19 protein-coding genes are annotated in these 14559 nt (G+C 54.3%); 6 read left to right on the plus strand and 13 right to left on the minus strand.

All coding sequences use genetic code 11. The features are described 5' to 3' along the window. Positions 1–240 precede the first annotated feature (240 nt). Complete coding sequence (bamJ, locus tag KO1_RS15495; RefSeq protein WP_004109064.1) at positions 241–861, minus strand: BamJ family beta-barrel-assembly machinery protein; 621 nt, start codon at positions 859–861, stop codon at positions 241–243. 329 nt (positions 862–1190) lie between these two features. On the opposite strand from bamJ, the gene KO1_RS15505 reads away from it, so the two are divergent. Then, positions 1191–1853: a LysM-like peptidoglycan-binding domain-containing protein gene (locus KO1_RS15505; RefSeq protein WP_053064545.1), complete on the plus strand. Its 663-nt coding sequence runs from the start codon at positions 1191–1193 to the stop codon at positions 1851–1853. Between the two features lie 18 nt (positions 1854–1871). Here KO1_RS15505 and KO1_RS15510 read toward each other — a convergent pair whose 3' ends face one another. From KO1_RS15510 to rpsF, 5 genes are all read right to left on the minus strand, one after another. After that, entirely contained in the window at positions 1872–2822 is a 951-nt protein-coding gene (locus KO1_RS15510) for a DMT family transporter (protein WP_032728786.1), read from the minus strand. Between the two features lie 146 nt (positions 2823–2968). Further along, positions 2969–3418 (minus strand): 50S ribosomal protein L9, encoded by a 450-nt coding sequence (gene rplI / locus KO1_RS15515; RefSeq protein WP_004109068.1) that lies wholly within the window; start codon positions 3416–3418, stop codon positions 2969–2971. Positions 3419–3459: 41 nt separating this feature from the next. Beyond that, entirely contained in the window at positions 3460–3687 is a 228-nt protein-coding gene (gene rpsR / locus KO1_RS15520) for a 30S ribosomal protein S18 (protein WP_000135199.1), read from the minus strand. A gap of 4 nt (positions 3688–3691) precedes the next feature. After that, positions 3692–4006: a primosomal replication protein N gene (gene priB / locus KO1_RS15525; RefSeq protein WP_004098002.1), complete on the minus strand. Its 315-nt coding sequence runs from the start codon at positions 4004–4006 to the stop codon at positions 3692–3694. A gap of 5 nt (positions 4007–4011) precedes the next feature. Further along, positions 4012–4407, minus strand: a complete 396-nt coding sequence (rpsF, locus tag KO1_RS15530; protein WP_004098001.1) for a 30S ribosomal protein S6 — start codon at positions 4405–4407, stop codon at positions 4012–4014. A 337-nt stretch (positions 4408–4744) separates the two neighbouring features. Between rpsF and KO1_RS15535 the strand changes: the two genes are divergently transcribed. Together KO1_RS15535 and KO1_RS15540 are read left to right on the plus strand one after the other, a co-directional pair. Then, complete coding sequence (locus KO1_RS15535) at positions 4745–5020, plus strand: YdgH/BhsA/McbA family protein (RefSeq protein ID WP_004109070.1); 276 nt, start codon at positions 4745–4747, stop codon at positions 5018–5020. A gap of 238 nt (positions 5021–5258) precedes the next feature. After that, a complete protein-coding gene (locus KO1_RS15540) occupies positions 5259–6452 on the plus strand; it encodes an MFS transporter (protein ID WP_064406998.1) in 1194 nt (397 codons plus the stop codon). Positions 6453–6514: 62 nt separating this feature from the next. Here the strand turns inward: KO1_RS15540 and KO1_RS15545 are convergent, their stop codons facing one another. From KO1_RS15545 to ulaA, 6 genes are read right to left on the minus strand one after another with little or no spacing between them, the layout of a single operon-like run. Then, positions 6515–7201: an L-ribulose-5-phosphate 4-epimerase gene (locus tag KO1_RS15545; protein WP_004109075.1), complete on the minus strand. Its 687-nt coding sequence runs from the start codon at positions 7199–7201 to the stop codon at positions 6515–6517. Then, on the minus strand, positions 7201–8055 hold the full coding sequence (ulaE, locus tag KO1_RS15550) for an L-ribulose-5-phosphate 3-epimerase UlaE (protein ID WP_016809363.1): 855 nt from the start codon (positions 8053–8055) through the stop codon (positions 7201–7203). The genes KO1_RS15545 and ulaE overlap by 1 nt, the downstream gene beginning before the upstream one ends. 9 nt (positions 8056–8064) lie before the next feature. Further along, positions 8065–8715 carry a 3-keto-L-gulonate-6-phosphate decarboxylase UlaD gene (ulaD, locus tag KO1_RS15555; protein ID WP_004109088.1) on the minus strand — a complete coding sequence of 217 codons (651 nt, stop codon included), beginning with the start codon at positions 8713–8715 and terminating at the stop codon, positions 8065–8067. A 12-nt stretch (positions 8716–8727) separates the two neighbouring features. Next, positions 8728–9195, minus strand: a complete 468-nt coding sequence (gene ulaC, locus KO1_RS15560) for a PTS ascorbate transporter subunit IIA (protein ID WP_004109090.1) — start codon at positions 9193–9195, stop codon at positions 8728–8730. 9 nt (positions 9196–9204) lie between these two features. Beyond that, the gene (gene ulaB / locus KO1_RS15565; RefSeq protein WP_004109091.1) at positions 9205–9510 is read right to left on the minus strand and encodes a PTS ascorbate transporter subunit IIB; all 306 of its coding nucleotides are present in this window, start codon (positions 9508–9510) and stop codon (positions 9205–9207) included. 12 nt (positions 9511–9522) lie between these two features. Continuing rightward, entirely contained in the window at positions 9523–10923 is a 1401-nt protein-coding gene (gene ulaA, locus KO1_RS15570) for a PTS ascorbate transporter subunit IIC (RefSeq protein ID WP_004109094.1), read from the minus strand. Positions 10924–11288: 365 nt separating this feature from the next. Here ulaA and ulaG point away from each other — a divergent pair, with 365 nt between their 5' ends. Further along, on the plus strand, positions 11289–12353 hold the full coding sequence (gene ulaG, locus KO1_RS15575; RefSeq protein WP_064406999.1) for an L-ascorbate 6-phosphate lactonase: 1065 nt from the start codon (positions 11289–11291) through the stop codon (positions 12351–12353). 106 nt (positions 12354–12459) lie between these two features. Further along, a complete protein-coding gene (ulaR, locus tag KO1_RS15580) occupies positions 12460–13215 on the plus strand; it encodes an HTH-type transcriptional regulator UlaR (protein WP_004109113.1) in 756 nt (251 codons plus the stop codon). Here the strand turns inward: ulaR and yjfP are convergent. After that, positions 13212–13928: an esterase gene (gene yjfP, locus KO1_RS15585; RefSeq protein ID WP_004109116.1), complete on the minus strand. Its 717-nt coding sequence runs from the start codon at positions 13926–13928 to the stop codon at positions 13212–13214. The genes ulaR and yjfP overlap by 4 nt on opposite strands. Before the next feature lie 202 nt (positions 13929–14130). On the opposite strand from yjfP, the gene bsmA reads away from it, so the two are divergent. Then, on the plus strand, positions 14131–14439 hold the full coding sequence (gene bsmA / locus KO1_RS15590) for a biofilm peroxide resistance protein BsmA (RefSeq protein WP_004109119.1): 309 nt from the start codon (positions 14131–14133) through the stop codon (positions 14437–14439). The last annotated feature ends 120 nt before the right edge of the window (positions 14440–14559 follow it).

The following is a 14559-nucleotide window of genomic DNA, read 5'->3' on the forward strand; positions in this document are numbered from 1 at the left end:
CCGGAACGAGGGTTTATCGATATTAGGTAAGAATCGGAGGGATGAATACTATGATTTAGAGATAATGTTAATTTTATGTTTAAAGTGAGTGTTATATCACTCCGGTTACGCGAAACAGCTCACAAAAATACACCCATTCAGCAGATATGCAATATAAAGCTCCAGCAAATGCTCAACTTAAGGGTTTTACACTATTTAAAGCGGCTCCCTCCCCCATACGGAAGAGGAAGCACCAGCTATTTAAATAATGTCCAGCAGTTCAACTTCAAAAATCAGGGTACTGAACGGAGGAATGGATGCGCCCGCGCCGCGCTCGCCGTAGGCCAGGTTGTGCGGAATCGTCAGTTCCCATTTAGAGCCTACCGGCATCAGGGTCAGCGCTTCAATCCAGCCGCCGATCACGCCGGTCACCGGGAACTCAGCCGGTTCGCCGCGCGCAACGGAGCTATCGAAGACGGTGCCATCGATCAGTTTGCCGGTGTAGTGAACGCGAACGCGGTCAGTACGCGCAGGGATCGGGCCTTCACCCTGGGTCAGTACGCGGAACTGCAGGCCAGATTCGGTGCTGTTCACGCCTTCGCGCTCGCGGTTTTCTTCCAGGTATTTCTCGCCATCCGCGGCCATTTCCTGGAAACGTTCGCGACGCACGGCGTCAGCGCGTTCGTGAATTTCACGCAGCGCGCGGTGAACGGCTTCCACCGGCACCTGCGGCTGTTTACCTTCCAGCGCGTCAGCAATACCCGCGACCAGCGCTTCCGGCAGCAGCCCCTGCAGGCCAGATTCGCTCAGCTGTTGTCCAACCTGCAAGCCGATACCGTAACTTGCCTGTGCTTCAATCGTGTCAAAAGTAGGGGTTGCCATCTTTGTTCCTTTTTTGGGTGAGAATTTCATATTCCACGGCTTCACGCAGCATAAGCAGAAAAGCCGGAACATATACCCTAAATAATTCGAGCTGCAGCCAACGCATCTGCAACCTGAAGTATGACGGGTATAAAGAGGTGGGCAGCATATCAGCCACAGCACGACGGGTAAAACTTTGTCGGCAGGATGATGACAAATCTGACGGAAACAGAAACAATAGAGAGATAAGGTTAACCTCACGAAACATATCTTTGTCTCGTCCTTCAGAAAGTTAGCCATCTATACTCTAGAGACAGCAGGATAAAAATATGCGGAGCAGGAGGAAAGCCATGCCCGGGCGCTTTGAACTGAAATCTACCCTGGAGAAGATCTGGCATGCCCCGGATCATTTTCGCCTCATGGATCCGCTACCGCCGATGCACCGCCGCGGTATTATTGCCGGAGCGCTGCTGGTGGTTATCGGCGTTCTGCTCCCTTCAGAGGATAACGGCAGTTCAGTTCAGGCCAGCCGCGAGGCGAATCTCGACCTGCAATCTCAGTCGCAGCCGCAGTCTTCAGGTAATCAGGCCGTCCCACTGCCGCCCATCACCAACACGCCGCCGGTCAACGATGCCGATCAGGTGGCGCCGGTCGCGCCGGAGCCCATTCAGGATGAGCAGCTGGATCAGCCGCAGCAGCAGACCGCTTCCCAGCCTTATCAGGAGCCGCAGTCGACTCCTGGCATTGAGCAGCAGTGGCGGACCTACCGCATTGAATCCGGCAAAACCCTCGCGCAGCTGTTCCGCGACCACAACCTGCCGCCGACCGACGTTTACGCCATGGCCCAGGTTGAAGGTGCCGGTAAGCCGCTAAGCTCGCTGCAAACCGGGCAGACGGTACAGATCCGCCAGAATGCCAGCGGCGTGGTCACCGGGCTGACTATCGATACCGGCGGCGGGCAGCAGGTGCTGTTTACCCGCCAGTCGAACGGTAGCTTTATTCGCGTCCGTTAAGCGTTCCGGCCGGGTAGCTTACCCGGCCTGCTGTGAAGTTTTTCCGGATGTTGCCCCCGGCTTATTTACCCACCAGATCCCGGCGCACACCAGCACCAGCGCAACCGCATATTTCGGTTCAAAAATATTCTCGCCAAGGAAGATGGCCGACAGCACGGTTCCGGCTACCGGGATGACAAAGTTGAACGGCGCAATCATGCTCACGCGGTTATGCTTCAGCAGCACGCTCCACAAAGCAAAAGCGATGGAGGAGAGCAGCGTCAAATAAGCCAGAACCAGCACCGCTGCGGAGCTGTGAACCTCGAGGGTTCCGCCGGTCAGGTAACCGCCGCCAACCAGCACCAGACCGCCAAACGCCAGCTGCCAGCCGGTCATCACCGTTGGGTCAACCGTTTGTGAAATGCGTTTACCATATAGCGTCGCCGCCGACAGAATAAAAGCCGCCAGCACCACAAAACCATCTCCTTGCCAGACAAAGCTAAAATCGCTCAATGAATGATTAAAGTTCACCAGCATGACGCCGGCAAAACCGAGAATGCAGCCGATGGCCTTGTTATAGCTCAGCTTGTCATTCTGATAGATGAAGTGCGCCAACAGGACGCTGAAGAAGGTTCCGGTAGCGTTCATAATCGAGCCCTTCACGCCGGTGGTAAACGCCAGGCCCACGTAGAAGAAAACGTACTGGATAGACGTTTGCGTAACGCCCAGTATCGCCAGCTGCCCGCACTGACGCGGATTTAAGCGGGCAATCGGCTTACGTTGCACCAGCGCGAAGAGCAGCAGCAGGGTTCCGGCAAACAGGAAGCGATAGCCAGCAAAAACGATTTTTGACGGCACATCATCAGTGGCAATCTGAAACAGTTCATAGCCGCTTTTAATCGCCGGATAGGAGCTTCCCCACAGCAGGCAGCAGAGGGTTGCGCAGGCATAAGCCACATTCTTGCGGGAAAATATTGAGGGTGCGTCCATTCACTTTACCAGAAATAAAATAGTGTTTTATTTTATTATCCAGAAAGTTGCTAAGAATAGCCACCATACCAGGAAAAGATTAAGCAAATACAGAAAAGCAAAACGCCGGCACAGGGCCGGCGTCTCGACGTGAGTTGAGTAATAAATTACTCAGCTACAACGTTAACAACCAGTTTAGCGAAGACTTCGCTGTGAACCTGGAAGTCCACTTCGTGCTCACCGGTGGTGCGCAGAACGCCGTTCGGCAGACGAACTTCGCTCTTAGCAACGGCAACGCCAGCTGCAGTTACAGCGTCAGCGATGTCGCGAGTACCGATGGAACCGAACAGTTTACCTTCGTCGCCAGATTTAGACGCGATGGTAACGGTGCCCAGTGCGTTGATTGCTTCAGCACGTGCGTTAGCAGCGCTCAGAACTTCTGCCAGTTTGGCTTCCAGTTCAGCACGGCGTGCTTCGAAGAATTCAACGTTTTTCTTGGTAGCAGGAACAGCTTTACCCTGTGGTACCAGGAAGTTACGAGCATAGCCCGCTTTAACGTTAACCTGATCACCCAGGCTACCCAGGTTTGCTACTTTATCAAGCAGAATAACTTGCATTACCTTATCCTCTCAAAGTCGTATTAATGGACCGTGACCGATTACTGATGACGATCAGTGTACGGCAGCAGGGACAGGTAGCGAGCGCGTTTGATAGCGCGAGCCAGCTGACGCTGATATTTTGCACGGGTACCGGTGATACGGCTCGGGACAATCTTACCGCTTTCGGTGATGTAGTTTTTCAGCGTAGCGATATCTTTATAGTCGATCTCTTGAACGCCTTCCGCGGTGAAACGGCAGAACTTGCGACGACGGAAATAACGTGCCATATGGCTAGTCTCCAGAATCTATCAATTCAATCTGCTCGGCATGCAGAACCATTTTGCTCAAGCCGTTCTTTGCCTTGTGGCAAGAGATGAACCCTCGAACGATTACTGCGCTACCGACCGTTATACTGTGAGTAATGGCCTGGTTCTGGTGTCCGCTGATTATCACGGGCATCTGGCACCACGCCTGCCGGTGAAAACCGGCTTCCTCCTGCACTGAACGATGCTCAAGCACGAACTGGCAGTGTGGAATTCCTGACGGGCTGACCTTACGAAGTGGAGTCCTGCAAACAATGCCGGACAGCTCCAGACGATTGGTCATCAGGATTACTCTTCAGAATCCCCAGCTTCAGAATCATCTGCGGTTTCGTTAGCGAAATCTTCGCGACGCTCACGGCGCTCGTCTTTCGCTTTAACCATCGGAGATGCTTCGGTAACAGCGTGCTTAGTACGCATTACCATGCTGCGGATAACGGCGTCGTTGAAGCGGAAGTTAGTTTCCAGCTCATCGATCGCTTCCTGCGGCGCTTCAACGTTCAGCAGAACGTAGTGAGCTTTGTGCAGTTTGTTGATCGGATAAGCCAGCTGACGGCGGCCCCAGTCTTCCAGACGGTGGATCGTACCTTCTGCTGCAGTGATTGCACCAGTGTAACGTTCGATCATGCCCGGAACCTGTTCGCTCTGGTCAGGATGGACCATAAAAACGATTTCGTAATGACGCATCGAATTGCTCCTTACGGATTATTCAGCCTCCTGTCTGGGTCAGCCGCGGCCCATGGAGGCAAGGAACGTGTTAAAGGGCGGCTGAAAAATTGACGCGTCATAATACGGGCGAGCGGGGTTTAAGACAAGTGAATTGTGCAAATAATTCGCACTAAGCGCAAAGTGACCCTAAGCCAGTGATTTAAAATTAATCAACAGCGGAAGCGACAATTTTTTGAACAACTGCATCAGAAATGGTCGCGATGCGCCAGAGAGGCAGCGATTACAATTAGATCAGAAGCAATCCATACCCCAGGGAAGCGGGTGAACGTCAGGACTGTCATAAGGAGCGTAGATGATGAAATACATCCTCATAACCATGATGGCAGCGCTTTTGTTATGCGCCAACGCGCTGGCTGCTATTAAAATCGATGCCCGCCAGGCCCGCAATATGGATGATGTGCAGAGCCTCGGCGTTATCTATATCAACCATAACATCGCCACCGAGCAGGAAGCTGACCAGGCGCTTAGCCAGCAGAGCGATGTTCAGGGAGCGAAATACTTCCAGCCAATCCTTATTCATGAACCGGGAAGCGATGGGCAAATTCACGCCAGCGCCGTCATTTACCGCTAACGCCTCCGGAGCGCTGACTTCATCCAATAACAGAGGAAGTCAGCGATGCTCCTGCCCGGCCCGCTGACGTTGCTCAATTCGACACAAAACACAGAACCTGATGTTTGTAAGGCGTCAGCCGCGTCGCGGAAGAGAGCGTTGCTTAATGCAATTGAGAATTATTTTTCCTCGTGACTTATCAGCCTGCGCGTAACCTGATTTAATCTCTCTTTAACTACATGATTCTCTGGAGTGATTCATGGTTCCGCGTTTTGCCACGCTCAGCCGTATCCCAAAAGGGGTTTGGGTGCTGGGCGGCGTTAGCTTGCTCATGGATGTTTCCTCAGAAATGATCCACAGCCTGCTCCCTTTATTTATGGCCACCACGTTGGGAGCCAGCGTGATTATTATCGGCATTATCGAAGGCGTGGCGGAAGCCACCGCGCTGATGCTGAAGGTGTTTTCCGGCGTCATCAGCGATTATGTCGGCAAACGTAAAGGGCTGGCGCTGCTCGGCTATGGTCTGGGAGCGCTGAGTAAGCCTCTTTTTGCTATCGCCCCTACCTCCGGCATGGTGTTTAGCGCACGAATGATCGACCGCATCGGCAAAGGAATACGCGGCGCGCCGCGGGATGCGCTGGTTGCCGACGTCACTCCCCCGGGAATTCGCGGGGCCGCCTACGGACTGCGCCAGGCGCTGGACACCATCGGCGCGTTTCTGGGCCCGCTGCTTGCCGTCGCGCTGATGTTTCTCTGGGATAACGATTTCCAGTCGATTTTCTGGGTCGCGGCGATTCCCGCCGTCCTCTCAATCGCTCTGTTGGGCTTTGGGTTAAAAGAACCCAACACATCGGTCGTCCAGAAACGCACCAATCCCCTGCGCCGCGAGAATCTCAAGAAGCTTTCCGCCGCTTACTGGTGGGTGGTGGCTATTGGCTCGATTTTCACCCTCTCCCGCTTCAGCGAAGCCTTTCTGGTGCTACGCGCCCAGCAAATGGCGATCCCGCTATTCGCCATACCGCTAGTAATGGTCGCCATGAACCTGGTCTACAGCCTGACTGCCTATCCTTTCGGGAAATTATCGGACAGGATGAGCCACAGCAAAATGCTGCAGTGGGGCCTGCTGGTGCTGATTGCCGCCGATATCGTGCTGGCGCTGAGTAGCCACTGGAGCACGCTTTTAGCCGGCGTCGCGCTGTGGGGTATTCATATGGGCATGACGCAGGGTCTACTGGCGGCAATGGTGGCGCATACCGCCCCGCCTGAACTGCGCGGCACTGCGTTCGGAATGTTCAACCTGATGAGCGGAATCGCGCTACTGCTGGCCAGCGCCGGTGCAGGCGTGCTGTGGGAAATGTTGGGCGCCGCCTCGACGTTTTATGCTGGCGCGATAATTTGCGTCGTGACGCTGATAGGTATGCGCTGTATGCCGTCGGCTTATCAACAACGTTAAAAAAGGCTCCGGAGCAGACCGGTTGATTCATCATAAAGATGAAATGCTCCGGAGCACGTATTTCACTTTTGCCCGTAGTAGGCGTTTGGCCCGTGCTTGCGCATGAAGTGTTTGTCCATCAGCCAGCTATCGATGGGCTTCAGCTGCGGGTTGATCGCGCGGGCTATCCACGCCATCCGCGCCACTTCTTCCATCACCACCGCGTTGTGCACCGCATCGTGCGCATCTTTGCCCCAGGCAAAAGGCCCGTGCTGATAGACCACGACGCCCGGCGTATGCAGCGGCTCAACATCGCCCAGCGTTTCGATAATCACGTGGCCGGTATTCAGCTCATAAGCCTCTTCCACTTCCCGGGGGCTCAACGCCCGGGTGCAGGGGATATCGCCAAAGAAGTAGTCCGCATGGGTCGTTCCCAGCGCGGGAATGGCCAGACCCGCCTGCGCCCAGGCCGTTGCGTGCGTCGAATGAGTATGTACCACGCCCCCCAGACTCGGGTAGCGGCGATACAGCGCCAGATGCGTGGCGGTATCGGAAGAGGGACGATACCGCCCGTCTACCACTCTCCCCTCCAGATCCACGACCACCATATCGTCCGCTTTCATGGCCTCGTAGGCGACTCCGCTGGGCTTAATCGCCACCAGCCCGCGTTCGCGGTCGATAGCGCTGACGTTACCCCAGGTAAAAGTGACCAGGCCGTAGCGCGGTAAATCCATATTGGCTTCAAATACCTGCCGTTTTAGCGTTTGCATTATGCTGCCTCCACCAGACCGGCGCTGGCCATCCTCGCCTTCACCCAATCGCGCGCTTTCGCGACCTCGGCGGCCGGATCGTCGGTCGTTTCGCTCCACATTTCAATTAGATACGGGCCGCAGTAGCCCGTCTGCTTGAGCGTTTCGAAACAACGTTCAAAATCGACGACGCCTTCGCCGAACGGCACGTTTTTAAATACGCCGGGTTTCGTATCTTTTATATGCACCGCCACGATATGCCCCATACCGGCCTGCAGCTCCATCTGCACGTCGTTATCCCAGGCGGAAAGGTTGCCGATGTCCGGATAGAGCTGGAACCACGGATTATTCAGGTAATGAGCATAGCCCAGCGCCTTGCTGATCGAGTTCATCAGCGGATAGTCCATGATTTCCATCGCCAGCGTTACCTGCGCGCGGCTGGCCATTTCAACGCTCTCTTTTAGCCCGTCACGGAAACGACGGCGCGTCTCGTTGTTGGCCTCCTGGTAGTAAACGTCGTAACCCGCCAGCTGAATAACGCGAATGCCTACATCCTGCGCCAGCTGAATGGCTTTGCGCATAATCTCCAGCCCCTGCGCCCGTACCGCGTCGTCTTCGCTACCGAGCGGGAAGCGCCGATGGGCGCTCAGGCACATAGAGGGCACGCGCACCCCGGTTTCGGCAATCGCGTTAACCAGCGCGAAGCGCTGCTCCCGGCTCCAGTCGAGTCGGGCCAGGCGGGCGTCAGTTTCATCGACCGACATTTCGACGAAATCAAAACCGAGCGCCTTAGCCAGCTGCAGGCGTTCCAGCCAGCACTCCCCGGCGGGGAGCGCTTTTTCATAGATGCCGAGCGGAATATGTTTCGACAGCATAGCCGCTCCTTAGCCCCACAGTTGGGCGATAGAACGTTTGAACTGCCGGGCGGCTTCCACCGGCGAAGCAGCGTCGCGAATGCTGCGCCCGGCGATAAAGACGTGGATCGGAATTCCCTGGAACAGCGGCAAATCCTCCAGCGCCAGGCCGCCGGTGACGGTGACTTTAAAGCCCATATCGGACAGGCGTTTGATAGCGTTAATATCCGCCTCGCCCCATGCCACCCCGGCCGCCTGGGCGTCGCGGCTACGGTGATAGACTACCTGCTGGATACCCGCTTCGCGCCACTCCTGCGCCTGCTCCCAGGTCCAGTAGCCGGTCAGTTCAATCTGAACGTCGCCGTTGAACTCTTTCGCCACGTCCAGCGCGCCTTTGGTGGTGTTGATGTCCGCACAGCAGATCACGGTTACCCAGTCGGCGTTGGCTTCAAAGCACATGCGGGAGAGGATTTTACCAGCATCGGCGATTTTAGCGTCCGCCAGCACGATTTTGTTGGGATAGAGCGCCTTCAGGTCGCGAACGGCACGAACGCCTTCAGCCACGCAAAGGATGGTGCCGACTTCAATAATATCCACTTCATCGGCTATCAGGCGCGTCGTTTCATACGCGGAAGACATGGATTGATTATCGAGCGCAACCTGCAACATAGGTAATGACATTTTCTCTTCCTTTTAAACGGCCGCCGCCGTGGCGTTATCAATTAAATCCAGCACTTGCTGCGCGGTGCGGCAGGCGCGTAAACGGTCAAAATTGGCTTCGTCTTCAAACAGATTGACGATCTGCATAATGCCCACTTCCTGATGGGTATTGGCATCCACGGCCGCCATGGTGATCAGGATGTCGACCGGGTCGTTATCCTCATGATTGAAAACCAGCGGCGTTTTCAGCGTGACCAGCGCAAAGCCAGTTTTCTTGACCCCCTCTTCCGGGCGACCGTGCGGCATCGCCAGGCCGGGAGCTATCACAAAATAAGGGCCGTGCTGAGCTACGCCATCCAGAATGGCCTGGTAGTAGCGCGGCTCTACCACATCGGCTTTCACCAGCAAATCAACGCTCAGCTTGACGGCTTCCTGCCAGGTGCTGGCATCAGCCTGTAAAAGGATGGAGTTATTCTCCACCAGCGAATCACGTAATTTCATTTGGCGTCCTTACTTCACATCCTGCGGAAAGTGCGCTTTGATCACTTCCAGCAGTTTTGGGCCAAAATCCGCTGGCGAGAGCATGTTGCGTACGCCAACCACGTATTTATTGCCGGAGACGCTAATCTCACCGGCGATATGGGTGGAGGCGATGATAATGTCCGCGCCGTTTAGTTCGCTTTTATATTCCCCCACCGCGCAGCTGTTCACCGTGTGATCGATATTTGACTGGGTCAAAAACTGGTCCACCTTCATCTTCATGATCATGGAACTTCCTTGCCCGTTGCCACATACAGCCAGAATACGTACGGTCATAGTCAAAACTCCTTATTGAGCAGAAGCATCTGCCAGTTGTTTTTCCGCGTCCTCTTCAGCACGCAGCGTGCGCCCTGCGAAGAACATATAAGCCAGTGCAATAATGATGATGACGGCCATAAACGCGATACCGATGGAGGCGAAGCCCTGCATCATCGGCGGCGCCAGAATTGACCAGTCCGCCATGCCCATCCAGGCGCTCATGCCGGTCAGCTTCACCGCCCAGACGCAGCCAAAGATTTCAATCATTCCCATCACCAGGCAAATCTTGAGCGCCGCGCGCCAGCCGCCAAAGTGGTTAGCAAAGACGCCGATGGTGGCGTTCGAGAAGAACATCGGGATAAAGCCCGGAATAATCAGAATGGAAGAGCCGACGCCCACCAGAATACCGACGGCGATCAGCTGGCCGATGGTGCCCCACATAAAGCCCCAGACGACGGCGTTTGGCGCAAAGCTATAGATCGCCGCACAGTCAATGGCCAGTACGGCCCCGGGAATCAGGCGCTGTGAGATGCCGTTAAACGCCTCGGAGAGCTCGGCGACGAACATGCGCACGCCCTGGGTGATAATGAAAATAGCCACGGCGAACGAGAAGCCCGTTTGCAGGATATAGACCGTCCAGTGGGTATTGCCCGCCATCGCCTGTACGGTATCGATGCCGAAGGAGAGCAGGATCGCGCCGAAGAAAATGGTCATCACAATGGCCGTGGAGACGATGTTGTCGTGAAAGATGTTCAGCCAGCCCGGCAGCTTAAGATCTTCAACGCTCTCCTCTTTTTTACCCAGATACGGAGCGACCTTGTAAGCAATCCATGAAGCGAACTGTTGCTGGTGACCGATGGAGAAGCCGCAGCCGTCGGTCACTTCCTGGGTCGGCTTGTACATCATGTTCGAGGTAATGCCCCAATAGAGCGATACCAGCACCGCCGTACAGATGATGGTCGTCCACATCGGGTAGCCGAAGATGTAAAAAGAGACGGCAATCAACCCAGCCTGCTGGAACATGATGTGCCCGGTCAGCATGATGGTGCGAATACCGGTAATACGCCGCAGCAGGACGTAACAAATATTCAACGCCAGAGCTAACAGCACGGCATAGCCCACCCAGCTGTAGGCGTCTCCCATGCGTTCGATCGTGGCCATCATTGATGCGTAGGTATCGGAGATAGCCCCGTTAATGCCATAAACCTCAGACATTTTCGCCACTACCGGCTTAAAGGTGCTGGTCAGAATGCCGGAGCCGGCCTGCAACAGCATAAAACCGATAATGGTTTTAATCGTCCCTTTAACAATAACGCTGGCGCTTTTACGCAGCAGGATATAGCCCAGGCAGGTCACAATCCCCAGCAGTAGCGGGGCGTTAGTCATTACCTGGTTAAAGAACACGGTAAAGATGTGGTAGAGAATCTCCATAACACACTCCAGAAGGTGGACGCTCTGAACGCACGCTACGCTCAGGGTTTGTTGTTGGGATCACTCTAATAATCAAAAATAATCACAACAAGATTATATTTGATTAAATGTGACGCAAGCCGCAAATAATCACACAATCCGCTATCGTATTAATTCTCATTTTCATAAAATAAAAAATAACACATTAAAATCAATAAAATATAATTCCACCTATATCATAAAATATGTCTTAACCTCCGTTTACCCCTTAGGATTGCCCCCAGAACAGGCAAAATTCAGGATTGCAATCCTGAACAAACGATGCCAGTATTCTTCAAAACAAATCACAATGTGATTACTTTTGATAATATGTGAGGGGAAAATAAATGAGTAAAGTGCAAACCATCACCCGCGAATCATGGATCCTGAACACTTTTCCGGAATGGGGCAGCTGGCTGAACGAAGAGATTGAGCAAGAGCAGGTGGCGCCGGGCACCTTTGCCATGTGGTGGTTGGGTTGTACGGGCATCTGGCTAAAATCCGAAGGCGGAGCCAATATCTGCGTCGACTTCTGGTGCGGCACCGGCAAGCAAAGCCACGGCAACCCGCTGATGAAAACGGGCCACCAGATGCAGCGCATGGCGGGTGTGAAGAAGCTCCAGCCAAACCTGCGGACCACTCCGTTTGTCCTCGATCCGTTCGCCATTCGCCAGATCGACGCCGTGCTGTCTACCCACGATCATAACGATCATATTGATGTGAACGTAGCCGCCGCGGTCATGCAGAACTGCGCCGAAGACGTACCGTTTATCGGCCCGCAAACCTGCGTCGATCTGTGGATGGGCTGGGGCATTCCGAAAGAACGCTGCATAGTGATGAAACCGGGTGATGTGGTTAAAATCAAAGATATTGAAATCCACGCGCTCGACGCCTTTGACCGTACCGCCCTGATCACCTTACCCGCAGAACAAAAAGCCGCGGGCGTGCTGCCGGATGGGATGGATCAGCGCGCGGTGAACTACTTGTTTAAAACGCCGGGCGGCAACCTGTACCACAGCGGCGATTCTCACTACTCTAACTACTACGCGAAGCACGGGAATGAGCACCAAATCGACGTGGCTCTGGGCTCCTATGGCGAGAACCCGCGCGGCATTACCGACAAAATGACCAGCGCCGATATCCTGCGCATGGCCGAGTCGCTGAATACCAAAGTGGTGATCCCTTTCCATCACGATATCTGGTCAAATTTCCAGGCCGATCCGCAGGAGATCCGCGTTCTGTGGGAAATGAAAAAAGACCGCCTGAAGTATGGCTTTAAGCCATTTATCTGGCAGGTCGGCGGGAAGTTCACCTGGCCGCTGGATAAAGACAACTTTGAATACCACTATCCTCGCGGATTCGACGATTGCTTCACCATGGAACCGGACCTCCCCTTTAAGTCCTTCCTCTAAGGCATCTCCGGCGGGAGCCCCCGCCGGAAATTATCCCCGTCAGCATTAGTATTTTCACCTGATTTCAAATATCATCTTTGCTTATCACTTTTAATCGGATTTGCTCATGACGGAAGCGCAAAGACATCAAATTTTACTGGATTTGCTGGCACAAACGGGATTTGTCACCGTGGAGCAGGTGATTTCCCGACTGGGAATTTCTCCGGCGACGGCACGGCGCGATATCAATAAGCTCGACGACAGCGGCAAACTAAAAAAAGTCCGCAACGGCGCGGAAGCCATCAGCGAGCAGCGCCCGCGCTGGTCACCAATGAATATTCACCAGGCGCAAAACCACGACGAGAAAGTGCGGATTGCACGTGCGGCTTCGCAACTGGTCAACCCCGGCGAAAGTATTGTTATCAACTGCGGCTCTACCGCCTTCCTGCTTGGGCAAGAGCTGTGCGGAAAACCGGTACAGATCATCACGAACTATTTGCCGCTGGCCAATTACCTGATCGATCAGGAACACGACAGCGTCATCATTATGGGCGGACAGTATAACCGCAGCCACTCCATCACCCTGAGCCCGCAGGGCAGCGAAAACAGCCTGTACGCCGGGCACTGGATGTTTACCAGCGGGAAAGGTCTCACCGCCGAAGGGCTATATAAAACCGATATGCTGACAGCGATGGCGGAGCAAAAAATGCTTAACGTCGTCGGTAAACTCGCGGTACTGGTCGACAGCAGTAAAGTTGGCGAACGCGCCGGAATGCTGTTTAGCCAGGCCGGGCAAATCGACCTGGTGATTACCGGAAAACAGGCGGATGAAGCGATCCTCAAGCAGCTTGAGGATCAGGGCGTTCAGGTGATTCGCGTTTAAAGATGGCGTTGAAAAAACGCCACCGTCGCTGCTAACGCCTCTGGCGTAATGCGGTGACGGACGCCCTTCTGCCAGAGGCAGGTTAACTTATCGGTCATTTCATGTTGCCGCAGCGCCTGCTGCAGACGGAAAGTCTCTTCCGGAGGCACCACATCATCTTCATCGCCGTGCCAGAGCAGCAGCGGCCGACTGGCAAGCGTCGCCAGCTGCTGGCTGACGTCCCAATCCGCCAGCTGTGCTGCATCAAATGAAGGCGAAGGGAAAAGCCTCTGCGAGAGCGTACTGAAATAGCCAGACCCCATCAGGCAGGCAACGCTTTTCAGCTCTGGATGATGGGTCATTATCCCCAGCGCCGTCATTCCGCCCATCGATGCTCCGGCAACCGCCAGCCTGTCATCAGCAAGCCATCCCTGCGCGCGAATCGCCTCCTGTAATGCCGGAAATTCAGCAAAATTTTGCATCAGGATCGGCCAGAAGCGCTGCATCCGCCCTTGTTCATCTCCCTGATAGCGCGCACCGTGTTCCGCCGCATCGGGCATAATGACCCGAAACCCGGCCTCTGCCAGAGCAACGGCAAAGTAGCTGTAGACTAGCTTAGAAGAGGTAAATCCATGATAAAAGACGATGCAAGGCAGCGGTGAATCCGCAGCGCCGTGCGGGCACGCATGGAGAACTTCCCCACCCGCAAGGTTACGCATTTCTAGTGCAATCATTTACCGTCTCCTTTCTCTATAGTGGTGTGGTGCTATGTTATTACTCGAGTCTCTTGTTCGCACATGATTCATAATCTTGAGAACCAGATTACGCTTTCACGATATTTTCATTCGAAAATCGCGTACCGGATAACAATTTGGGAACATTCCCCAGAAATGAGATTCAGGCTACCACTACACTATGACTATCAGGAAACGAGATATGGCTATGCGTAGGTTTATACCCTGGCTATTGGCTATCGCTTTAAGCGGCTGTAGTGCGCTACAAGGGACGCCAGAAGCGCCGCCGCCAGCAACCGACCATCCGCAAGAGATCCAACGTAATCAGACGATGGGCTTGCAGAAGATGGGCACGGTGAGTGTCTTAAAGTACGGCTCACCGATGGATGTCGAGGCTGCGCTAAAAGTCAAAGCTGAAGCAGCTAAGGCGGATTACTACGTCATCATTATGATTGATGACACCATGGTTCCCGGCCAGTGGTATTCGCAGGCGATTTTGTACCGTAAATAGCGGTCAATCTTTAAGCGAGCTTTACACTGCTTTGCGCCCATTCACGTTCTCCTGTGCATAATAACGTTCGGCCAGCTGTAACCTGGCAGAACGTTAGCAACGGACTGCCCTCAGGACTAT

It is taken from the genome of Klebsiella oxytoca NBRC 105695 (genome assembly GCF_001598695.1).
Taxonomy (GTDB): domain Bacteria; phylum Pseudomonadota; class Gammaproteobacteria; order Enterobacterales; family Enterobacteriaceae; genus Klebsiella; species Klebsiella oxytoca.